The sequence below is a fragment of the Mycoplasmopsis iners ATCC 19705 genome (assembly GCF_000701805.1).
In the GTDB taxonomy this organism is placed as follows: Bacteria; Bacillota_I; Bacilli_A; order Mycoplasmatales; family Metamycoplasmataceae; genus Mycoplasmopsis; species Mycoplasmopsis iners.
Genome location: NZ_JNJW01000012.1, coordinates 1 through 24178, shown reverse-complemented (window position 1 = coordinate 24178; position 24178 = coordinate 1). Strand labels below are relative to the sequence as shown.

Sequence of the window (24178 nt, the reverse complement as noted above, 5' to 3'; positions counted from 1 at the left end):
TTGAATTCTTCACTCAGATCACGGATTTCAATATTCATCATCTAAATATCTCGATGTAGTTGCAAAAAACAATGGAAATGTATCTATGGGCAGGGTCGGAAATTCATTAGATAATAGGGAAGTTGAATATTTCTTTTCAAACATCAAATCTGAGTGTTTAAACTTTGTAAATTACAAAACAATTTGCTTTGATAAACTCAAAAACATTATCAAAGATTACATTGAATGATATAACAATGAAAGATTTCAATCTGTGTTAAATTGAAAAACACCTCAACAATATTGAGATGCTTTGAGTTTTTTATAAATTGTCTATAAAACTTGTCCTAGTTTAAAACGCAATAATGTTTCGTTTTTTATTTTGTTCTCTTATAGTTGTTGCATTCACGCATATAATAAACATATAATTCTAAACAAACTGTTTTATAGTGCTTTTAGTAAATTTGTGAACCTAAATTTAAGCATTAAGGCAAAATAAAAATCCCTAATAAGGGATTTGACTACACATCAATGTTTTTTACATATTTGGCGTTCTCTTCAATAAATTCACGTCTTGGAGCAACTTCGTCTCCCATTAAAGTAGTAAATATCCAATCTGCTCTAGCAGCGTCTTCAATTTGTACTTGAAGCATTAAACGACTTTCAGGATTCATAGTTGTTTCTCACAATTGTTCAGGATCCATTTCTCCCAACCCTTTGTAACGTTGAATATTGATTTTGATGTTAGGATTTAAATTATTTAAAATGTCGTCTTTTTCGTTGTCATTATATGCATAAAAAATGCTTTTATTTTGTTGTATTTTATAAAGCGGAGGCTGAGCTATATAAATAAAACCATATTCTATTAATTCTCTGAAATAACGATAGAAGAATGTTAATAATAAAGTTCTAATGTGCGCGCCGTCGACATCGGCATCAGTCATGATTATTACTTTATGATATCTTAGTTTATTGATATTAAATTCTTCACCGATGCCAGTTCCAAGCGCAGTAATCAATGATTGAATTTCTTCATTGGCAAAAACTTTACGAGCAGCATTTTTTTCAGCATTAATAACTTTACCTCTTAAAGGTAGAATTGCCTGAGTTAAACGATCACGACCCATTTTAGCTGAACCGCCAGCAGAATTACCTTCGACAATGTACAATTCACTGATTTCAGCATTTTTAGATGTACAGTCGGCCAATTTGCCAGGTAATGATCCGCCTTCAAACACAGATTTCTTTCTGGCTGCTTCTCTTGCCATTTGACCGGCCAAACGTGAACGTTTGGCAGCAAGAGTTTTTTGAACAATTAATTTTGCTTCATTAGGATTTTCATTCAAGAATCTCTCCAAAGCATCCGAAAAGACCTTGTTTACAGCTAATCTAGCATCTTTATTGGCTAATTTACCTTTGGTTTGACCTTCGAATAATGGGTCAGTATGTTTGATAGAAATAATAGCTACAATACCTTCTTTAACATCTTCGCTATTTACTTTATCTTCTTCTTTTTTAATCAAACCAGAATCAACTCCATAATTATTGATTAATCTTACTAAAGCATCATAGAAACCACGTTCATGTGTTCCACCTTCGATAGTAACAATGTTGTTAGCATAAGAAACAACATTGCCAGTCACTCTTTCATTGTATTGAACAGCAACTTCTACTTGAACAGGAGCATCTTCACCATGAGAATATTCACCTTCTGTGTAAATAACATCTGGGTGAATAAGTTTTTGACCTTTATTTAATTCTTTAACGTAATCGACAATGCCACCTTCGAAATAGAATTCTTGATAAGTATTATCTCTGTCATCTTTAACACTTATTCTTAAACCTTTATTAAGGTAAGCAATTTGTTTGGCATGGTCAATAATAGCATCTTTTTCAAATTGATTTTTTTCCATAACAGTAAAGTCAGGGTGAAATTTAACTTTTGTACCAGTGTCATTAATATCAACATCATTAATAATTGTTAAAGGTTGAACAGTTTGACCGCCATTTTGGAAATGAGCATAATGTTCTTTACCATTTCTTTTTACTCACACTTCAAAATTGTCACTTAAAGCATTAACTACCGAAGCACCAACACCATGTAAACCACCAGAAACCTTATAGCTTTCTGAATCGAATTTACCTCCGGCATGTAAAACAGTTAAAACGGTTTCAACTGTTGATAAACCAGTTTCTTTGTGAATTTCTACAGGTATGCCACGCCCATTGTCAGTGATTATTATGCTACCATCTTTAGTTATTTCAATATCAACTTTATTAGCATAGCCTGCCATACATTCATCAACTGAGTTATCAACAATTTCTCAAATCAGGTGGTGTAACCCTTTAATTCCAGTTGTACCAATATACATACCAGGTCTAACTCTTACTGCCTCTAATCCTTTTAAAACTTTAATGCTTGAAGCACCATATTCATGGTTTGCCATTCTGCCTCCTTTAATATATAAATTAATATTAATATATATTATATATTAAAAAGCTTCGTTTTTGGGCTTTAAGGCTATTAAAAAAACTCCTTTCGGAGTCTTAGAATTTGTCTTCTGGTAAGTATAAATTACCATCAATTGAAGCAATATGATTAATTGTAATTAAAGCATTTTGATCAACAGCACGCACTTTTTTAATTAAACGTGGAACTTGTTTGTAAAGAGTAATTGCTGTCAATACTTTGGTTGTATTACCTGAATATCCACCAATGCCTTTACTAATGGTGAAGCTATTAATTGTCTTTTTGTCTTCAACAATTGATTTTCTAATAGCGCTCATATGTGGTGAATAAATTTTACATTGAACAACTTTAAATCTTGGGAATAATGAGTTCAATACTGCTGCAAAAACAAAGTTACAAATAAATGTTGAAATCATATTAGGCGAGAAGTAAAGTTGTGTTTTTCATTTCATACCTGATATTGCTTTTAAAGCAATTTCGTCAGCATCAGAAATGTTTAATGCGGTTAATCTGGCACTATCGTTAGCCAAAGAATTTAAATCAACAAGTATGATGCTTCCAGCTAAATAAGTACCAACAAGCACAGAAACAATCATAATTACCATGTTAATATATGAATTAACTGTACCAAAGTTTTTGTGTTTTACAGTTGACATGTATTCGCCAATGATTCCAGTTACACCAGCAGAACCACCCATAATAGCAATAATCGCAAAGAAGAAAGCTAAAATAAAGCCATAAATAACTGCAAAAATCATTTGAGCAATAATATCTCCACCGTTATTCCATTCAAGTGGAATTAAACCTCAAATTTGTTGTTTGCCAGCTCAAAGTTCATTAGCAATTGCTATTTTGCCTTCATCAGAAATGCTAGAAGTAGAGAAGTTCCCCATTAAGTAAATGCTGTCAATTTGTGGGATTTGACCTAATAAGAATGATGTTAAGCTACTTACTACAAGAAATTCAAGAGTAAGTATTGTGAAGATTTTTCCAACTTTCTTAAAGCCAAATCAGAAAATCGGAATACTTAAAACTAAATATAAGATTCAGAATAAAGCGTGGTCTATTACATTGTAATATGCTGAAGTAATGTTTGGATTAGCTCTTAAAAGCACATTAGTAATTTTGGAAATAGCTTGACCAATTGCTGCTAAACCAAAGTTATAAATACCAGGGTTTTTAACAAAGAAGATACCTACCACACCAAAAACAATTGCTAACAATGCTGTGAATAAAGAAATTTTTCACAATGGCATTGGCGCATAAAAACGAGAGAATCTAAGAACAAAGTTAGATAATTTTGTGTATCTATATTGAGTATTTTTTTTCTTAATTACCTGTTTTACAGGTGAATCGGGTTCGTTGGTAAATATATCATACATATTTTGTTCTTGTTGTTCTTCGTTTGAATCTGTTTTTATTTTATTTTCTTCGTTTTGATTCAAATTTTGATCATTCATAAATAAACCTCCTTTTCTTTTGTGTTTAAGCAATAAAAAACAACAAAACACATGCGCGTTTTTGGTTGTTTTATGAATATTATTTGATTTAAAAAAATAATTTAATCTATTTAAATGATACCACTTATCGAATGTAAAACTATAATATAACTATGAAAATGCACTATATTGTTTATAAAAACCAAGAATATCCTATTTTATTCATTGATAATAAGAGCGATACAACTTTATTCATGTTGCATGGTTTGAATTCATCAAGTGATTTTGCTTTGCCGTTATTACCTTATGTGAAAAATATGAATGTTGTTGCGATTAATTTTCCAGGCAACAAATATTTTAATAATATTTCACCAGAAGAAATAACTTTAGAATGATGACAAGAAATTGCCGAACTAGTTCTTGACAAAATTAAATCGAAACATATCGTTATGTTAGCTCACTCAATGGGTGGCGGTGTTGCTGCTAAGTTAGCCGAAAATAAAAGAATTGAAAAAGTAATAATGTTAGCAACAATTAATCCTAAAATGACTATGAATAAGTCTTATTCGATACTTGAAAAAGTGGTTGCCCCAACTAAAAAAATTGATAAATTCGTCGGTAAAATCATTACAGCAGTATCAAGCAAATTTAAAAAGACACAAGGTTTAGTTGAAACTTTTAGTCGAAAGGGAGCTTGATTTAATTTATTAGAAAAATATGTATTAAATCCTGAATTTATGAAAATTTTAGATAAACAATATCAAGAAAACGCAAACAAAATGGTATTTATCATTGGCGAAAATGATTCAATAATTGGCACAGAGAACTTTATTAATTATGCTAAAGAATTAAAAATTTTTTCAACAATAATTGGCACAACCCATTCACCTTTAAAAAATAGTGCTGAACAAATTGGAATTTTCATAAATCAAATAATTCAAAAACCACACAAACGTCATTTTTGATCTAAAAAAACCAAATTTAGCAAAGAAGAAAAAGAATTTAAAGACTATAAAAAGCAAATTATTGATGATTTAATAGATGAATCGTTAAATTAGAAAGGAACTTATGGACTATCAAATATTTGAAAGAGATTTAAAAATGAAATTAACCAATGGAAATGGACCCAAAATACTTTTAAAGTTAATTGATGCTCCACATAGGTATTTTTCATTATTAAATCCCTTTAATTTTCAAACTAAAATTGAGCAATCATTTTTAAGAACACAAGAAAACAACTATTACAAATATTTAAATAATTTAGTTGACTTATTTTTTGTTGAAAAAGGCTATGAAATAGGCGAAAATAGAATTGTTTTTAGTAAACAAATTACTTTAGAGAATGGGGAAATTGCTTTACAAGAATTTAAAATTAATGTTTCACATGTTTACTTTAACAATCAAACCAAAGAAGCTTTTGTAGTTTGACAAAAGAAAAGAGACGATTTATCAACTAAAAAAGCTGATGAATTAATCGCTGATTTAGAAGTCAAAATAAATAGATTACAAGAATATTATTCTGATTATCAATTAAAAACTTACCTTTGATTTGTTGATACTGACTTAAGAAACAATGCTGAATATTTTTATCAAGCTATTAATGTTAAGCCCAATTTAAATACAAGTTTATTTGTTAAATATGGAGCAGAATTATTTGGTGATTTTGAACAAGCAGAATATTGAGAAGAAATTGAAAGTTTTCAAAGAAAATTCAAGTCAAACAATTATGATTTCTTTTTAAAAGCCCCAAATTTAGATAGTGATAAAGAAACTTATGAATTTATGGTTGAATTAAGCGAACCGCAATGACAAAAATTAGTTTCAGATGTGCCAATTTATAAGCAAATGCGTGAATCTGTTTTTGATTTAACTAATTCTGAATCAAATTTCTTTAAAGCTTATAAAATGAGAGAAATTAAGGCAACATCCATTGACGAAGAAGACTACAAAAACAAAAAAATCCTTGTAGAACAAATACAAAAATAATTAAACAATTAATTTTTACTTTAAAATATAATTCATATTAATAATTAACATAGAGAGATACATTCTTAATTAAGAGTGTTTTGTATATTTAAAATAATAATCATAGAAAGCGAGAAAAATATGGCTGGACATTCAAAATGAGCAAATATTAAACACCGTAAAGGCGCACAAGATGCTGCTAGAGGTAAGATTTTTCAAAAAATGTTTAAAGAAATTTATGTAGCTGCAACATTACCTGCCGGAGCAGACCCTGAAACCAACCCTGCGTTGAAATTAGCTATTTCAAAGGCAAAAAGCAAAAATATGCCTAAAGCAAATATTGAAAGAGCCCTTGCTAAAGCTAAAGGTGAAGGCAAAGATGGTGCACATTTTATTGAAACAATGTTTAATGCAACAATTACAGGTGGAGCAACTTTTTTAATTAAAACTTTAAGTGACAACATGAATAGAACTAAGTCACAAATGACAATGTATTTTAACAGGCAAAATGCTACACTTGGTAAAACAGGCCAAATCCCATTTCAATTTGATCACAAAGGTATTTTAGAAATTGAAAAAAGTTTAGTAAACGAAGAAGAATTAACAATGGTAGCTTTAGAAAATGGAGCTGAAGACTTAACTGTTGGTGAAGAATCTTATGTTATTACTACATCACCTGAAAACTTCAGTCAATGCAAAAATGCAATTGAAGAACAATTAGGTGTAAACGACTTTTTAGAATGTGAAGTTACTTACATTCCGAATTCAACAGTTTCATTTGATGAAGAAAAATCACAAAAAATTGCTGAATTTATTAATCAATTAGAAGATGATGATGATGTTCAAGAAGTATTTCACAATATCGAATTGAACATTGAAGAATAATTTGTAATGCAACTTTTCTTAAAAAAATTTATAGATACCTTGAAAGATAGTCATGCTAATCTTGGCTTGATCTTTTGAAATGCAGAAAGCGAGACAGCATTAGCTAAATTTTATTTCACACTAATTGCTGCTTTAATAATTTTATTTGTCCCAATATTAATTAGTTTTATTTTCCCTTTATTCAAGAAAAACCATTTGAGCAAAAAAGGCACACTATTACTATATGCCTTTGTTACAGGTTTTTTCATAGCAATGTCATTATTTGGCTTCTTAAGAGAAGCTATTGAAATTTCCACTGTTAGAATACAGACAAGCTCAGCAGGGACTACTTATTTTTGGAACATTCTTTTGGTTGGTGGCGGATTAGCTGTCGGTTTAAGTTTTGCTTATGGTTTAAGAAGATTAATTAAATTAATTTCTAAGACCAAAGCTATTAAAAATGACCCACAAGCTAGATTGTTTGTTCACTCACACGAATTGTCACATGACCATTCTGATGATTACCATCATCACCAAATAGCGCCTGATCATGGGCTAAAAAGATTAAATGCTAAATTTAAAACTAATGAACCATTGCAAACTGAAAGTAAAAATAAAGTTGTTGCTTTATTATTATTATTAACTCATAGAGTGCCAGCAGGTTTATTAATTGGGTATAGTTTAAATAGCTTTTTTGATCCTAATTCAAGATCGTTTGGTGCTTTAAGTTGGGCTTTTATTATTAGTTTTGTGCTTCATTTAATTCCCGAAATTTTAATTTTCTTTTATAGACAAAGAGAAATGGGAATTAATAAATGAAAAGCAACATTTTGATCAATTAGTTCTTTATTAATGTTAATTCCTTTAATGTTAATTGGAATTTATTTAGGAGAATTCATTAATAAAGCTCCACATGCCATGAGCTTTGTTCAAGCATTGGTTGCCGGAATATTTTTATTCACATCAATTGTTGAATTTTTACCTGAATTTTATCACTCGCACCATGATAAAAAATTGTTTAGACTTGTTATGTTTGTGTTTTTTGCAGGCATTGTTATTTGTGCAATTGTTTTATCTTTCCATACACATCAATCTTAAAGCAGTTTTTCTGCTTTTTTATTTCTCAAAAATTTACTTAAATTACTACCAAATAACATTATTGGTAAATTCTTGATAAATTATCCTTTTTGAGAATCACGACTGTATCTGATAATAGAGCAGTATAATGAAAATATAAACAAATTAAAAGAAAAGGAGAAAGATGCAAATAGCTTTAATTATATTAGTCTTTTTGGTTTTGGCGCTTTTAGCAACATTTGTTGTGTTTTATTTTATTGGCAAAAAACAAAATGAAGAAAAGACAAAAAATTCAATTGAAAAAGTATTGAATGATTCATTAAATAGTTTTGAAAAGAATTTTGATAACTTATTAGCCGCAAAAATTAACGGTGAATTATTAAATGTATTGCCTAAATTAGTTGACCAAAACAACTCTGTTAAAGATGAAATGGCGAAAACCAATAAAGAACATCTTGAAGATTTAACAAATAAAAACAACAATTTAGAAAAAAACATTAACAGCCATTTACAAGAATTAGAGAATAAATTAATTGCTAATGATGGTGACTCAATTAAAAGTTCGATTCAACAATCTTTGAATGAATTCAGAGATAAAACAAATGCAATAACTTCAAATTTAAATCAAAATTTTCTTTCATTAAGAGATGACATTATTTCCGAAAATGTAACTTCTTTGAAAAAACAATTTGAAAATGTAATAAATCAAAAATTAAATTCAATGAAAGAGTTTCAAGAAGAAAAACTTCAAGAAATAAGAAATGAAATAACAAGCAGATTACATTCTGAGTTAGTTAAAAAAATTGAAGATGAATTTAAAAAAGCAACAGATACTATTGACAATGTTAACAAAGACCTTGGCGTTATTAAAAATGTTCATAATGACATTAAAAGAATTAATAATATTTTTGAAAACAATAAAAATTATGGAACTTTCGGTGAGCATCTTCTTGAAGATCTTATGAAAAACTGGTTTGGAAATGAAAGCGAAGGAAACTACGCACTTCAATACTCAATCGGTTCATCCAAAGAAAAAGTAGATGTTGCATTGTTCACTAAAGATAAAGATGGCAAAGATATTGTTATTCCAATAGACTCTAAATTCCCTTTAAAAACTTATCAAAATGTTATAGATGCGCAAAACACTTATGGATCTAATAGTAAGCAGTTAGAGGATGCCAAAAAAGAATTCAACTCGGGTCTTGATGACAGAATAGAGGAAGTTGAAAAGTACATTGTTGAAGGCGTTACAAGTGATTATGCAATTATGTATGTGCCAAGCGAAGCAATTTTTTATTACATAATTACTGAAGAAACTGCGAGAAACAAAATATCTAAACACGGTAATATTGTTATTGCAGGCCCAACGACAATTTACTATTACATAAGAGAAATTCAAAAATTGGCCTCTTATGCAAACCTTCAATCTCATTTGAAAGATGTATTAGACTTATTCAGAAGCATAAATAAAAATAGATATTCATTGATTGATTTAACAAACAGTATTCAAAATAACCAACTTAATAACATAAAAAAGATTATAAAATTTAAAAAATTAATTAACGCTCCTTTCGATGAATATCCAGAACTCGAAACTAAAATTAATGCTTTAGCAAAAAATGATCCAACAAACATAGAAATCCTAGAAACACAAGAAAAATATAAAAATAATATGGACAAATGAATACGTAAAAACGACAATTTGTTCAATAATCTTGAATCAAAAAACGAGGACTAATTAGTTCTCGTTTTTTACTTAACATATTTAATTATTTTAGGTCTATGATATCAATTTTCTTTTTGTTTATCGTTTGCATTTGTGTAACTAATCATTCTGTCAATTTGAAAACCTAGGTGAACATAATCAATAAAAATCTTGTAATTATATTTGCCTAAATAATCAAAGATATCTGGCCCACCAATATCAGTTAATAAAAGATTTTTATCATGACTCGAAACCAAAGCTAAGTAAGCAGAATGTGATGAACACACAACATGAACATAATTGTTTTTATCAAATTCATGTAATAATTTATGAATATTTTTGCTATTTAAAACATTAATTTCATAAACAAAAACTTTTTTATTGTGTTTTTTACATTCATCTAAAAAAGCTTTTTTATAGGCTTTTTGATCATGTTGATCTAATTTGATATCATCAACATAAATCAATGGCGAATTATCATCGATATCTTTAATCATTGTTCTTGCCAATTCAGCAAAAACTTTTTCATATTCAACAACAATAGAATTAAAGCCTTCTAATTTTTGATTCACCAAAAAAATATTTTGATTGGTATATTCAGCTTTTAGTTCTTCTGAGACAAAATCAAAAATATCATTTGGAATGAATAAAACCATTGCATATGGCTTTCACATTGAAATATTTTTTAAAGCTTTTAAATAACGAAATTTGTTATTAGTGTCGACATAAGAAACCAGTAAATTTTTGCCACTTTTAAAACAAGATTGATAAAGCCCTTGAATAACTTGACTTTGAAAATATTCATCACGAGCTCAGTTTGGAAGTAAAACAAAAATAGTATTTTTTCTATCTTGTATTAACTTTGAACCAAGTGAAGGAATATATTGATTATTGCTGATGACATTTTCAATTTTTGCTTTTGTTTTGTCACTTACATAGCCGCCGTTAAAATATCTGCTTACTGTGCTTAAAGAAACATTAGCAATTTTAGAAATGTGTTTATAACTAAAATCTTTCATGAATTAATTTTATAACAATCTATTTTTTCTTGAGAAAAATGTGGAAAAAATTATCTTTTTTCCACATCAAGCCAAATCAAATTAAAAATATAAATTAAAATCAAATCTAATATATAATAATTATGTTAATAGAACAATAACCTTGTAACCTGGTCAGGACAGAAATGTAGCAGCCATATCGAGAAGTGTTGTGTCTATTAACTTTTTTAATAGGAGAAAAATGAGAATAGTTAAAAAACCAATTTCATTGGCGGAATTTTATAAGAACAATTTTGAAGCTATTAAAGCATTTTTATCAAAAACATATGATGAATTTGTACCAACAAATTTATTGAAAAAAATTAAAATTCGTTTTGGGATTTGACTTGGAGCTTTAATATTAGGAATATTCCTAATCGCACTTGTTTATATCATTCCTGGTGCTAGCAGCAATGACACAGCAGCTATGGCATTATATGTTTCAAGCGTTATTTGTTTTATAGTTATGGGAATTTTAATTATGCTAAATGTGCTTTCAAAAAGAAAAGCTTTGATCAAAATTCAAGGTAGCATAAAACGTGAAACATTATTCACCGATGCCTTAAAAACTATTGGCTATCATTTATTTAGAAGTTCTAATTTAACAGGCGAAAAAGAAATTGATAAAGAAAAATTACAAATAGCAATTAATGGCAACAATTTATTAGGCAATCCAGTTAAAAACTTTATTAACTATACTAAAGGTTTAGGCGGCATTCCAAGCGATGCGAAAATCATCAATAGAGGCGAATTGTTTTCAATAGTTGATGAATATAATAATCCATGATACATGATGCAAGTAACTTTCCATTGAGTAAGAACTACAACCGATTCAAAAGGAAACACAGTTGTTCATGAATACAAAAAAGATGTGTTAGCCTTAGAGGGTTCATACCAAAATGTACATAAAGATGACAACTTTGCTTTTTCAATGGGCTCAAGAACTTTATTAAATTTAAGTCATAAAGCAAACATCACCTTAGAAAACAAAAAAATAAATAAATTATTTAGTATTTATTCAGACGATGAAATTAAAATTAGAAAAGTCTTTACACCATATTCAATGGAAGTGTTATTAGAACATTATGAACAAAACAAACCAAATAATTTAGGTAGTTTTGGTTTAACATACAAAAACAATGTGTTTAAAGCTTGAGCAATCCCTAAAGGAGCAATTTTGGAAGTCGATGCTCCAAAATCATTTAAGAAAAATAAATTAATTGATTCAATAGCTCGCGATATTCTTAATGACACTTATGCTATCTATTGAATTATTTCATTTATTAATTCAACCCCAGTGTTTTATTAGTTATTTGGCTATAAAATAGCACGAAACGAAAAAATGACCTTCTCGGTCATTTTTTTGATTTGGTGGAGATGACGGGAGTCGAACCCGTGTCCACACCCCAAACTCTAATAACACTTTTTACAGTTTAGTACCTTTTATATTTCATATTAGGTTCTGAAAAGCACAAAAAGAAGTCTAATACGCCATTTTAAATTTAATTTGAATAACAAATAGTAATTATTTCAAACGAGTCTTGTAACGAACTTAATAACCTAAGACAAAATTATTAAGCCACTTGTTGCTATTAACTAAGCAAAAACAAGGTTTGAAGCTTGCAATTGGTTTGCAATTGCGAATGAAGGAAGCATTTTTCCTTCGTTAACTTTTTCATCTTTTGCGATTCTAAAGCCTAGAAGCATTATAGTCTGCCAAACTACTGATGTTAAGAGAACCCGAAATGCGTCGAAGCCATTACATCCCCGATTTATTTAAAATTGTTTAACTTTTTTACTATTTTATTATACTTTTAATATGAAAAACAAATTATTATTTTCAATTGAAAATCATTTAAAAATTTTAGATTCAGAAACTTATTATGCTATTAAACAAGTTCAAATTAATGAAAATGAGCCTGTGTTATTTTATGTACAAAATAAGTTTAATTTTTTACTAAAAAATGGCTTAAAAAACACAATTGAAGAAAATTTAGGTCAATGAACTTTATTTTTAAATGATGAAGAAAATAATATTTATGCTAACCCTAAATCAATTTTAGAAAACGTTGCGTTTATGGATATGTCAGTTATCCAAAATGAGTATGAATATGTGCCATTTGTTCAAAAATATTTAGAAATTAAAAAGAACTTTAAAGAAGACACACAAAAAATTTCTTTAATTGAAAAAACCATGAACAAATATAAATACGTCTTTCAAAAAATTTTGTTAAACACATTAGATTCTAGCTTAGATTTAATAAATGACAAATTAAATGTAGTTCTCAAGGAACAAGAAAACTGCTTAAATTTTATAGAAAATTCAAAGACGGAATTTGACGAAAATGATATTAAAACAGCTGAATTCATAAAAAACAATCGCCAATTATTTTCTGAAGTTATTGAATTAATTTTTAATTTATTCAATAAGGCAAAAGAAAACTTTATGTTTTTTTCTAATTCTACTGTAAATGAAGTTGACTTTCTAGGCGATATAAAAATTCAAAATTTAGAAAAAGAAATTAAGACTTTAGAAAACATCAACAAATTTGGCATGAATTATGTTTCAAGCAGATTTGAAAAAAGAGATTTAGAAAACAAAATTAAGAATTTAAAAAGCTTTATTAATGATCAAATGAACAAAAGCCAAAGAAGGTTAAATTATTTGATTGAATGATATAAACAGGCTTATTTATTAGACAAAAAAATCTTAACAAAGTTACCTAAAAATTCAATTCAACATAATTTTATTTATAAGCAATACATGGTAAAAAAACATGTTGCAAATAGTCTAATTAGAAGAAGAAAATGATTTACTTTGTTTAGCGAAGAAGCCTTTTCTGAAATGAAAAAAAATCTTGATTTTCAAATCAAATTATTCATTTCTAACAACCTTTCATTTAGAACTATTACTAAAAAGAATGACTTTAAAAATCAAGTTAGAAAAATTATTAATAATGAATTTTTCTTCAATTTTGACAACTATTCTGATTCATTAGATTACTTATATGATCGTGTTTATGAAGAAATTTACTTGACTAAATTAGCTATAAATAAGCTAAATAAGGTAAAAAAAGAACAATATTTAGATGAACAAAGAATCTTGCATGTATTAAAGCTTAAAGACCAACTTGGAATGTTAAAATCAGAAAATGCTTGAAAAAACAACAATTTGAAAAAAGGATATTTAGAAACTAAAAAACACAGTGAAAAATATGTAAAAATAATTCAAGATATTTTTGCTAATTTTCAAAAAATTATTTTCAATTACAATACAGCGTTGATTAAACTGTCTGAAAAAGAAAACAAAACTCAATTGAAAACATTTTTAGCTAAAGAAATTAGATATTTTGAATCTTTTAATTTTCTTTTCGAATCCTTAACAAACTTTAAAAATATTTTGTTCCAAAGAGGCACAATTACTAAAAAACAAATTAATGGCTTCTTGTTATTATCGCAATTAATATTAATTTTTAATAAATCAGATATTAATATTAAAACTTTCGTTGATGATAAAGCAAACATTGGTTATCTTAATAAATTAAAAATTAATTTATTGTCTGCTTTAATGGGTAATCCAAAATTAATTTTTATTAGTGATGATCCTAAAATTTCAGACCACCAAACAAAAATTGAATTTCTTCAAACAGTTAAAAATATTTGCCAAGTAAACAATACAAATTATGTATTTATAACCAATAATAAAAGATTGTTTTTGGACGAATATTTCAATAAAATAGTTATTTTCGACAAATACAAAGAAATAGAATACGGTAATTTAAACACAGTTTTAAATCATCCATTTAACGATTTTTTAGCAGTTCAAAATCAAATTGGAACTGAAGAATTAAAAAGAACAAATTTTGATTTTATTTTTGATGAAGTTTTTGAATTGAGTGAAAATCATTTTGTTATATCACAAACCGAAAACATTATTGCTTGGCAAGATCACAACACGACAATTGACACAATTTCGATCCCTTATACAACTGAAGCAACTTTAAGTGAGTTAGATGACAATCTTAGTAAACAATTAAAAAACCCGTTAGATGATTTGCACTTCATGATTTGTGATATGTCTGAAGAAACTAAATTAAGCTTAAAATATTCTCAAGAAGACACTTTGATTCAGAGCTTTCAAGAAGTGACAAGTTTAATACAGCTTGAAACAAACAATGACAACGAACCAAAAAACGAGGTGTTTTAACCTTATTTTTTGGTTTTTTATATCGCTTCCAGCCTTTAATAAGCCTATTTAATATATAATTTATATATTAATTTTAAATTTAATATTTATTTGTTTCAGGAGTTTTATGGAAATAGCGAAAAAATATTCACCACAGGAAATAGAGCCACAAATTAGCCAAAAATGAAAAGATAAAAAGTTTTTTAGCACACACGATGAAGCTAAAAGACCTTTTACTATTCTTTTACCTCCGCCTAATGTTACAGGAATGTTACATATAGGACATGCATTGGATACTTATATTCAAGATTCAATTTTGCGTTATAAAAAACTTGAAGGTTATGATGTTTTTTATATCGCTGGTATGGATCATGCCGGTATTGCTACTCAAAGCAAAGTTGAAGATGTTCTTTATAAAACTCAAGGTTTAACCAGACATGATCTAGGCAGAGAAAAATTCATTGAAAAAGTTTGAGAATGAAAAGAAGAATATGCAGCAAGATTTAGAAAACAATGAGCTGCATTAGGACTAGGATTAGATTATGAAAGAGAAAGATTCACATTAGATGAATTGTCAAATAAAGCTGTAAATAAGGCTTTTATTGATTTATACAATAAAGGGTTAATTTATAGAGGTGTTAAAGCCATTAATTGAGATCCAGTGTTAAAAACTGCTATTTCTAATATTGAAGTTATCAATCAAGCTGTTGAACAAGAAATGCTTTATATCAAATATCCAATTAAAAATTCAAATGATTATTTAACAGTTGCAACTGTTAGACCCGAAACCATGCTTAGTGATGTTGCGGTTATTTATAACCCTAATGACCCAAGATATGATCATTTAGCAGGCACAAAAATCATTCACCCGATTTTAAAAACTGAAATTCCTTTAATAGCAGACGAATATGCTGAAATTGAATTCGGAACAGGCTTAATGAAATTATCAGCTCATGCTGAAATAGATATTGATTTAATACAAAAACATAATTTAGAAATCATTGAAACTATTGATCAAGACGGCTTAATTAATGCTCCCGAAACCCAATTCCATGGCTTAACACGTGAAGATGCTCGGCAAGCAATTAAAAAATATCTTCAAGAAAACCAGTTATTAGAAAAAGTCGAAAAAACCGTTTCTAATGTTGGCTTTTCAGAAAGAAGCAAAACGCCAGTGGAAATTTTAATAATGCCTCAATGGTTTGTTAAAATGCGTGGCTTGGCTGATAAAGTGTTGAAACACTTAGAAAGTAGTGATTCTGTAAACTTTTTCCCTGAAAGATTTAAAGGTGTTTTAGAGAAATGAATGGTTAATATTCATGATTGAACTATTTCAAGACAGCTTTGATGAGGCCACCAAATACCGGCTTGATATAAAGGCGAAGAAATGAAAGTTCAAGTTGAATGTCCAGGAGAAGGTTGAGTTAGAGAAACAGATGTTTTAGACACTTGATTTAGTAGTGGTTTAGCACCTTTCTCGTTTTTAGGTTGACCAAATGACGACGCAAAATTAAAACGTTATTATCCAACTTCGCTTTTATCAACCGGCTATGACATTATTTTCTTCTGAGTTGCTAGAATGTATTTCTTTGGTTTAGAGTTAATGGGTGAAAAACCATTTGAACAAGTTTTATGTCATGGAATTGTTAGAGATTCTCAAGGTAGAAAAATGTCTAAATCGCTAAACAACGGAGTTGATCCGATTAAAGTTATTGAAGAATATGGTTCAGATGCTTTAAGATGATTCTTAATTACAAATTCCACAGCAGGGTTAGATTTAAATTATTCAGACGAAGGCGTAAAAAAAGGTTGAGCTTTTGCTAATAAACTTTGAAATATTGCTAGATTTATTCAATTATTGCCTGATGAAGAACAAGAAAATCCAGCTGATTCATGAATTAGAGATAAGATTCATGATTTAAAACTTAAAGTTGATAAAGCGATGGAAAAATATGAATTCACAATTATCGGAAGTGAAATTGAAAAACTTGTGCTTGATGATTTTTCTTCTAAATATATAGAATTGCAAAAAGTTTATTCGAATAAAAAACAAGCTTTAAAACATTTGAAGAAAATTTTAATTATTATGCATCCATTTATGCCTTTTGTCACAGATCATTTGTTTAAAGAACTTTTTGACAAAGAAATTTTAGAAGAAACATTTGATAGTACCAAAATGAAATGTAAAAAACGTTCGAACAATAATGAAGTTGAAAACTTAATAGAAATAATAACTATTTTACGTAGATATCGCGAAACAAATCAAATTAGCAAAAAAGAAATTATTTATTTTGATTCAGAACAAAAATTGACTGATTATCAAATTAAAGCAATTGAAAAATTAGCTAATGCTCAAATTAAAGCGAATAAAGACTTCTTAATTGCTCAAAATAACGTGGCTATTTATGTTGAATTTAATGATCAACAAAAAACCAAATATTTAAACGAGTTATTAACCAAAATCGATTTTTGTAAAGCAGAAATTGCTAGAGCCGAAAGGATTTTAAGCAACGAAAACTTTATTAAAAAAGCTCCAAAAGAAAAAATTTTAATTGAAGAAGAAAAAGTAATAATGCACAAAAATAATCTTGAAATGTATGAACAAGAATTAAAAAATCTTGAGTCAGGAGGCAAAAATGCAACTATACAAAAGTAAAGAAATTGTAAATAAATTAACAGAACAATTAAAAAAAGAATTTCAACTTATCTCTGCTGAATTAAATAGAGCACCAAGATTGGCGATTATTCAAATTGGAGATAATGAAGCCTCTAATAAGTATATTAAACACAAGATTATGAAAGCTAATGAATTAGGTGTCGAAGTTAAATTACATAAGTTTACTGAAGACATAGAAAATAAAGCTTTATTGAAAGAAATTGATGAAATCAATGAATATTCTGATGGAATTATTGTGCAATTACCTATTCCAGAACATTTGCATACAAAAGTCATTTTAGACAGTGTTAGATTAGAAAAAGACGTTGATGGACTAAGTTCAAAAAACGAATTTAATTTTTATAATGATAAGGACATGGAGAAATATTTCCATTTTATTCCAGCAACAGCTTTAGCTGTTCAAGAGATTGTTAATCACTATAAAATAGATTTAAAGGACAAAAAAGTTGCTGTTGTTGGTAGGTCTAATTTAGTTGGAAAACCAATAGCACACATTTTAAAAAGAATTGGTGGAAAATCAATTAACATCGCTACATATAATAAAAAATCAACAATTAAAGGTATTGAAAATGCAGATATTGTTGTAGCCGGAGCAGGTGTTCCTGGTTTAATCAAGAAAGAAAACTTGAAAAAAGGAGCCATCGTTATTGATGTTGGCACAACATATGTTTGTTTAGAAAATGGAAAAGAAAAATTAGTTGGGGATGTTGATTTAACAGATTTAGAAGATCACATCGTTGGTATAACTCCAGTTCCAGGTGGGGTTGGCCCATTAACTGTTATGAGCATTTTTATTAATTTAGCAATCGCGATTCAACACCAACAAGATTCAGCTTACAAAGCAAAACAAAGAGAATAAGTTGTTTTTACCAAAAAAAATATTAGAAAAAGCTAAAAGCGCACCTAAAAGGCGTATTTTGTTGGTTGATGGACATGAAAAAAACGTTCAATTAGCCCTTAAAAAACTAAAAAAATTTAAAAATTTTGAATTTTTTTCAATAAATAACAACAATTTTTCACTTTATAAATTTTTTAAAGGAAAAAACGTTTTTTGCAAAAGTTTGTTAAATGATTTGCCAAATTATATTAATCTATATAAAGAAATTTTGGAACAAAAAGCCTATAAAAAAGGCGAAATGGTAAATTTTGAAAATAGCGAAATTGAAAAAGAAGTAAAGAAAATTCAAAATTTAGCAATGTTAATGTTAAAAAATAATGAATTTGACATTGTAATAGGTGGCTTTAACCATTCAACCGCAGAAATTTTAAAAGCAGTATTAAACATTATTGGACTTAAACAAGGTGTTAAAACTCTGAGTTCTGTGATGGCAATGCATAAACGCAAAGAATTGCTTTTCTTTAGTGATGTCGCAGTTATTCCTGCACCAACTAAGGAACAATTGGTTGAAATTGCCAATGAAACAGCACTATTCGTAAAAAATTTAGATATTGAACCCAGACTAGCTTTTTTATCATTTTCAACATTGTTAAGTGCAAAAACTCCTCAAACATTATTAATTAATGAAGCAGCTCATTATTTTAAATTAAAAAATGAAACAATTAAATCAATTGGAGATATTCAATTAGATGCGGCATTGAACTTGGAAATAAGAAAGAAAAAATACAAAGAATCTTCTTATAATGAAGTTTCTAACTGTTTAATCTTCCCAAATTTGAATTCTGCAAATATAGGTTATAAATTAATAGAGAACTTAGCTTCTTATGACGCAATCGGGCCAATTTTATTAGGCTGCGCTAAACCTGTTAGTGATTTGTCGAGAGGTTCAAGCGTTAACGATATAGCAAAAACAATTATTTTAACAGCAATTCAGTAGCAAAGGATATATTATGAGTCAAAAAATTTTAGTTGTAAATGCAGGCAGTAGTTCAATTAAACTTCAACTGTTTGAAAAATCAAATCTTCAAGTTATCGCAAGTGGATTAACTGAAAGAATTACATTACCTGATGGAAAAATTACTATTAAGTTTAATGGTGAAGTTTATGAAGAGTTTCCAAGCATGCCAAACCACAGTGTGGCCGTTGCAGAAACCTTAAAATTAATGCAAAAAATTCATTTAATTGAAAACCCAAGAGAAATCGAAATTATTGGTTTTAGAGTTGTGCATGGTGGTAATTATTTTGCACACAGCACTATTTTGAATGACGAAGCAATCGAATTAATTGAAAAATGTTCGGTTTATGCTCCTCTTCACAACCCTGGAGCTTTACAAGCTATTAGAGCTTTCAAAGAAGAAATGCCAGAAGCTATTTTAACAGCTTCGTTCGATACTTCATTCCACACAACAATTCCAGCTTTAAATTACACATATCCTATTCCATTTGAATGAACACAAAAATACAATATTAAAAAATATGGTTTTCATGGAATAAGCCACAATTTTATTGCTGAAAAAGCAGAAGAATTATTGAATAAGAAAAATCCTAACATTATTAGTTTACATATCGGTAGTGGTGCAAGTATTTGCGCAATTAAAGATGGTAAATCATTCGACACTACTATGGGCTTTACTCCACTAGCAGGTGTTATGATGGGAACGAGATCTGGCGACATTGACCCTTCGATCATTGAATTTGTTTGCAAAGAAGAAGGTCTTACAGCAGCTGAAGTAACCACTATTCTTAATAAAAAATCTGGTATTTTAGGTGTTTCTCAATTATCAAATGATACTAGAGACATTTTAAAAGCTATTGAAGAAGGCAATAAACAAGCCGAATTCGCAAATGAACTATACATTCAAAAAATCGTTGATTATGTAGCTAACTATGCTAACAAATTAGAAAATAAAATTGATGCAATCGTTTTTACAGCCGGAGTTGGCGAAAATTCACCAGAATTAAGAGAAGATGTAGTTAAAAAATTATTCTTTAAAAACATAAAATTAGACGACAAGAAAAACTGAACAAGAGCAGGAGCATGAGAATTACTTTCAACACCTGACAGTGAAGTTAAAGTGTTCGTAATTAGAACAAACGAAGAATTAATGATTGCAAAAAATGCACTTGATTTATTAAAATAATGAAAAAAATTGGGATTTATCCTGGCTCATTTGACCCTCTTCATGAGGGTCATTTAGCAATCATTAAAAAAGCATTATCTTTGTTGGATAAATTATATGTTGTTGTGACATATAATCCTGACAAAGATAATTTGTCTTTTATTAACGAAAGATTTCAAAAAGTTTCAAAAGCTTTAAAAAATGAAGACAAAATTGTTGTTTTATTAAACAAAAACAAATTAACTGCAGATTTAGCTAAGGAAATTGAAGCAAAATTTTTAATTAGATCAGCAAGAAACAACCTAGATTATCAATATGAGTTAGAATTAGCAGCGGCAAATAAATCTTTAAATAGTTCATTAGAAACCATTTTAATTTTTCCAAACTATAAAGATATAAATTATTCCTCAACACTTGAAAGACATTTAAAAAAAATAAGGAGATTAGATGTGAAAGTTTCTTAAATCAGCAACTAATAAGAGTTCATGAATTAAAACCAATGAAATTCAGGTTTGCTTATGAGGAAGATCGAACGTTGGCAAAAGTTCTTTATTAAACGCTTTGATCGGTCAAAATATTAGTTTTGTTTCAAAAAATCCAGGCAGAACACAATTAATTAATTATTTCGAGGACAATAATGGCAAATTGGTAGTGGATTTACCAGGCTATGGTTTTGCTAATATGTCTAAGGAAGCACAAGTTAAAATGATTAACAACATTAAAAGTTTTTTAACTGATACAAGCACAAAGAAATATATATTTTTATTAATTGATTCACGAACTGGAATTACTAAAACAGATGTTGAATATTTAGCTTTTTTAAGAAGTTTAAATTGACCAATTAGCCTTGTTTATACTAAATTAGATAAATTAAATCAAAAAGAAAAAGCACAATTAATCAAACAAATTGATTCTGAAATTGCTGAAGGGAATTTAATGGGAATAAATGAAATTTTTACAATTTCATCAAAAACTGGCAGAAACATGAATGAATTAGTAAGTTTTATTGATAAAGTTTTATATGGAGAAAATTATGAAGAATAAATTAAAAATAGGTTTATTATCAACAAGCTTAGCGTTATCAACAGCAGCAATTGTTACAACTGGTGTTTTAATTGCTAAACAAAGTAAAGTTGTTGATCTTCAAAGCGAATTGACAAAATATAACTTCACAACTATTCCAAGCTTTAATAAAGCCGAACACTTGCCAAGTGAATATAGTTATGTTTCATATGATTTGCCATATAGTAGCGAATTAAGAGACCCAAATTTAAAAACAGATGCCAATGCCAAAAGCTTTTGAGCCAAACAATTAGAAATTCAATCAAATTCAACTGAATTAAGTGGAAAAATTTTTAATCTAGTCACTAAGAATAATCAACCAATTGATGTTCTAAAAGAAAAATACAACATTTTTTATCAATCATTTGCTAACGATGAAGAAGGTGTTTTATATTTAAAAATAAATCTTGAAGATAAAAATGATTCAAGAATTAAGACTTCGTCTTCAATTGCCGATAGAAGAGTTTATTGAACTGGTTTCACCTATAAAATAGATGGTTTCAAAAAACTAACTAGTGAAGATTATGAAGCTGTAGATCGTAATTATAGCCTATGAGATTTTAAAGCAACCGCAAAATTAAATTTAGACTTTTCAAATAATGTGTTTAATAATGCACAAGATTTCTTGAATGTATTGCACAAGAAAAATGTTAATGAAGAATCACTGGATACAATTAAAACTCAAAATGAAAATACTAAGAAATATTTAACCTATTCATTAAACAACAACGTTTCACATCCTTTTTATCAATTAGATGAAAAATCAGAAATTTGATTTGATAATGACTTGGTAGATAACAATATAACAATAAACTATTATGTTAACAAAGTCATTCCAGTTGCTTCAACAGAAGATAATAGTAGTTTAGATGCTGTTAAATTAGTTAGAATTAACCAAGTTCAAAGTCAAAAAATTAAGATTAACATCGAACAATTAAAGGCACTATTGCCTTTGGTTAAAATTAATGTGCTTAATAACAAAGACTTATCAAACATTACACCTTATGGAGATGATTTTGTCTATTTTACAGGCACATCCGATGATAATCATCATAATACTTCAAAAGGTTGATATAGAGATTTAGATTTAGTTTTTGATGACACGGTTGAAAACAAAAACCAATATATTTTAAGATATTACTTATTAAATCCAACAGATGGTTCAATAAAAACAGATGTTAATTTTAAAGGCAAACCAATTATAAATTATGATTCAGCAACAGGAAGTGCTACATTTGCTTACGAAATTACTTTGAAAAATGCTAGTGATGCAAATGGTATCTTGTCAATAATTAGTTCTTATGTTTTAAGCGAAACTTTTAAAAAATCATCAATAGAAGCTAATGAAAATGTAACAACAAATCCTGAAAATAATTAAAATGAGTTAATTGCAACTCATTTTTTATTTTGGGCTTTTTCATAGGCATTTTAGTAAAACCAAATTTTTAAATAAAACATATATTAAACAATTTAATTAAATAAATAATATAATTTAGTAACATTTTATAGATATTAAATTTTATGTGAGGACAAATGTATTCAATTAACAAAAAAAGTAAATTAGTTATTACAATTGGCCCTGCTTCAGATAATTATGAAACAATGAAATCACTTATTTTAGCAGGCGCTACATGCATTAGAGCAAATTTTAGTCATGGTTCATACGAAGAACAAGGAAGAAAATTTGAAATAGCTAAACAAGTTTCTAAAGAATTAAACATTCCAGTTTCTTTAATGTTAGATACTAAAGGACCAGAAATCAGGGTTGGAAAAATGAAAGATGGTGGCCAAAATATAGCTGCTAACTCAATCGTTAAAATTCACACAACCAAAGAAACTTATGAAAGTTTAGAAGGGACATCAACAGATTTAAGTGTTCACTACAATATGTCACAAGACTTAAAAGTAGGGGACAAAGTTTTATTTGACGATGGTAAATTAACTTCAACAGTTGTTAAAGTTGAAGAAGGATTGGTTGAAGTTCAAACATTAAACGGTCATTTCTTAAAAACAAACAAAAGAATTAACTTGCCAGGTGTTGATTTCTCATTACCATTTTTAGGTGAAAAGGACAAAAACGATGTTATTTTCGGTATTCAACAAAAAGTTGATTATATTGCTGCGTCATTTGTTAATTCAGCACAAAATGTTGCCGATTTAAGACAGTTACTTAAAGACAACGGTGGTGAAGAAATTAAAATCATTGCCAAAATTGAAAGCCATTTAGGTGTTCAAAATATTGATGAAATTATTGATGCCGTTGATGGTGTAATGGTTGCTCGTGGAGATTTAGGTTTAGAAATTCCATATTACGAAGTTCCAGTTGTACAAAAAATGATTATCAAAAAATGCCGTGAAAAAGGCAAATTGGTAATTGTTGCGACACAAATGTTAGACTCAATGGAAAACAATCCACATCCAACTAGAGCAGAAGTTACTGATGTTTATCATGCTACTGAACTTGGAGCAGATTCAACTATGCTTTCTGGAGAAAGTGCTTCAGGAAAATATCCATTATTAGCAGTTCAAACAATGGCTCAAATTAACAAAAGAGCAGAAAAAGAATTTTACTGTTCATGTAATTATGAAAACGAATTAAGCAAAGCTGTTGCATCAAGCGATATGAATGATGCTCAAAACCAATTAGCCCATGAAATAGCTAAAAAAGTAAAAGATGGCAATTACAAATACACAGTTGT

At 28.4% G+C, this 24178-nt stretch carries 19 protein-coding genes and 2 other RNA genes; 17 read left to right on the top strand and 4 right to left on the bottom strand.

Annotation, left to right across the window (positions count from 1 at the left end; genetic code table 4):
* A partial coding sequence (locus T395_RS03690) for an IS3 family transposase (RefSeq protein WP_029512944.1) occupies positions 1–307 on the top strand: 307 nt, incomplete at its 5' end.
* Between the two features lie 193 nt (positions 308–500).
* On the opposite strand, the gene gyrB is transcribed toward T395_RS03690, so the two are convergent.
* Positions 501–2426, bottom strand: coding sequence for a DNA topoisomerase (ATP-hydrolyzing) subunit B (gene gyrB, locus T395_RS0102675; RefSeq protein ID WP_029512943.1), 1926 nt, complete (start codon positions 2424–2426; stop codon positions 501–503).
* 100 nt (positions 2427–2526) lie between these two features.
* Complete coding sequence (locus tag T395_RS0102670) at positions 2527–3909, bottom strand: DUF2179 domain-containing protein (protein ID WP_029512942.1); 1383 nt, start codon at positions 3907–3909, stop codon at positions 2527–2529.
* A gap of 152 nt (positions 3910–4061) precedes the next feature.
* Here T395_RS0102670 and T395_RS0102665 point away from each other — a divergent pair, with 152 nt between their 5' ends.
* From T395_RS0102665 to rmuC, 5 genes are all read left to right on the top strand, one after another.
* Positions 4062–4946 carry an esterase/lipase family protein gene (locus tag T395_RS0102665; protein WP_029512941.1) on the top strand — a complete coding sequence of 295 codons (885 nt, stop codon included), beginning with the start codon at positions 4062–4064 and terminating at the stop codon, positions 4944–4946.
* Positions 4947–4956: 10 nt separating this feature from the next.
* Positions 4957–5874: an HpyAIV family type II restriction enzyme gene (locus T395_RS0102660; protein WP_051617839.1), complete on the top strand. Its 918-nt coding sequence runs from the start codon at positions 4957–4959 to the stop codon at positions 5872–5874.
* 120 nt (positions 5875–5994) lie between these two features.
* Positions 5995–6738, top strand: coding sequence for a YebC/PmpR family DNA-binding transcriptional regulator (locus T395_RS0102655; protein WP_029512939.1), 744 nt, complete (start codon positions 5995–5997; stop codon positions 6736–6738).
* Between the two features lie 6 nt (positions 6739–6744).
* Positions 6745–7815 (top strand): ZIP family metal transporter, encoded by a 1071-nt coding sequence (locus T395_RS0102650; protein ID WP_051617838.1) that lies wholly within the window; start codon positions 6745–6747, stop codon positions 7813–7815.
* A 163-nt stretch (positions 7816–7978) separates the two neighbouring features.
* Positions 7979–9532, top strand: coding sequence for a DNA recombination protein RmuC (rmuC, locus tag T395_RS03415; protein ID WP_036458446.1), 1554 nt, complete (start codon positions 7979–7981; stop codon positions 9530–9532).
* Positions 9533–9546: 14 nt separating this feature from the next.
* Here rmuC and T395_RS0102640 read toward each other — a convergent pair whose 3' ends face one another.
* Positions 9547–10518 carry a LacI family DNA-binding transcriptional regulator gene (locus T395_RS0102640; RefSeq protein WP_029512937.1) on the bottom strand — a complete coding sequence of 324 codons (972 nt, stop codon included), beginning with the start codon at positions 10516–10518 and terminating at the stop codon, positions 9547–9549.
* A gap of 121 nt (positions 10519–10639) precedes the next feature.
* Here T395_RS0102640 and ffs point away from each other — a divergent pair.
* Together ffs and T395_RS03545 are read left to right on the top strand one after the other, a co-directional pair.
* Positions 10640–10726, top strand: an RNA gene (ffs, locus tag T395_RS03595) — signal recognition particle sRNA small type.
* A gap of 12 nt (positions 10727–10738) precedes the next feature.
* Positions 10739–11845 carry a DUF3137 domain-containing protein gene (locus tag T395_RS03545; protein WP_029512936.1) on the top strand — a complete coding sequence of 369 codons (1107 nt, stop codon included), beginning with the start codon at positions 10739–10741 and terminating at the stop codon, positions 11843–11845.
* Between the two features lie 60 nt (positions 11846–11905).
* Here the strand turns inward: T395_RS03545 and ssrA are convergent.
* Positions 11906–12305, bottom strand: a transfer-messenger RNA (tmRNA) gene (ssrA, locus tag T395_RS03590).
* Positions 12306–12355: 50 nt separating this feature from the next.
* On the opposite strand from ssrA, the gene T395_RS0102625 reads away from it, so the two are divergent.
* The 9 genes from T395_RS0102625 to pyk form a co-directional block, all read left to right on the top strand.
* Positions 12356–14743, top strand: a complete 2388-nt coding sequence (locus T395_RS0102625) for an MAG1360 family OppF-related protein (RefSeq protein ID WP_029512935.1) — start codon at positions 12356–12358, stop codon at positions 14741–14743.
* 106 nt (positions 14744–14849) lie between these two features.
* The gene (locus tag T395_RS0102620) at positions 14850–17378 is read left to right on the top strand and encodes a valine--tRNA ligase (protein ID WP_051617836.1); all 2529 of its coding nucleotides are present in this window, start codon (positions 14850–14852) and stop codon (positions 17376–17378) included.
* The gene (locus T395_RS0102615; RefSeq protein ID WP_029512933.1) at positions 17359–18258 is read left to right on the top strand and encodes a bifunctional 5,10-methylenetetrahydrofolate dehydrogenase/5,10-methenyltetrahydrofolate cyclohydrolase; all 900 of its coding nucleotides are present in this window, start codon (positions 17359–17361) and stop codon (positions 18256–18258) included. The genes T395_RS0102620 and T395_RS0102615 overlap by 20 nt, the downstream gene beginning before the upstream one ends.
* A gap of 1 nt (position 18259) precedes the next feature.
* On the top strand, positions 18260–19234 hold the full coding sequence (locus tag T395_RS0102610) for a phosphate acyltransferase (RefSeq protein ID WP_169734115.1): 975 nt from the start codon (positions 18260–18262) through the stop codon (positions 19232–19234).
* A gap of 13 nt (positions 19235–19247) precedes the next feature.
* Entirely contained in the window at positions 19248–20438 is a 1191-nt protein-coding gene (locus T395_RS0102605; protein ID WP_029512931.1) for an acetate/propionate family kinase, read from the top strand.
* On the top strand, positions 20438–20881 hold the full coding sequence (coaD, locus tag T395_RS0102600; protein WP_029512930.1) for a pantetheine-phosphate adenylyltransferase: 444 nt from the start codon (positions 20438–20440) through the stop codon (positions 20879–20881). Before T395_RS0102605 ends, coaD begins: the two co-directional genes overlap by 1 nt.
* The gene (yihA, locus tag T395_RS0102595) at positions 20865–21461 is read left to right on the top strand and encodes a ribosome biogenesis GTP-binding protein YihA/YsxC (RefSeq protein ID WP_029512929.1); all 597 of its coding nucleotides are present in this window, start codon (positions 20865–20867) and stop codon (positions 21459–21461) included. Before coaD ends, yihA begins: the two co-directional genes overlap by 17 nt.
* Entirely contained in the window at positions 21451–22857 is a 1407-nt protein-coding gene (locus T395_RS0102590) for an MAG1430 family protein (RefSeq protein WP_029512928.1), read from the top strand. The genes yihA and T395_RS0102590 overlap by 11 nt, the downstream gene beginning before the upstream one ends.
* A 155-nt stretch (positions 22858–23012) precedes the next feature.
* On the top strand, positions 23013–24178 hold a 1166-nt coding region (gene pyk / locus T395_RS0102585), incomplete at its 3' end, for a pyruvate kinase (protein ID WP_029512927.1).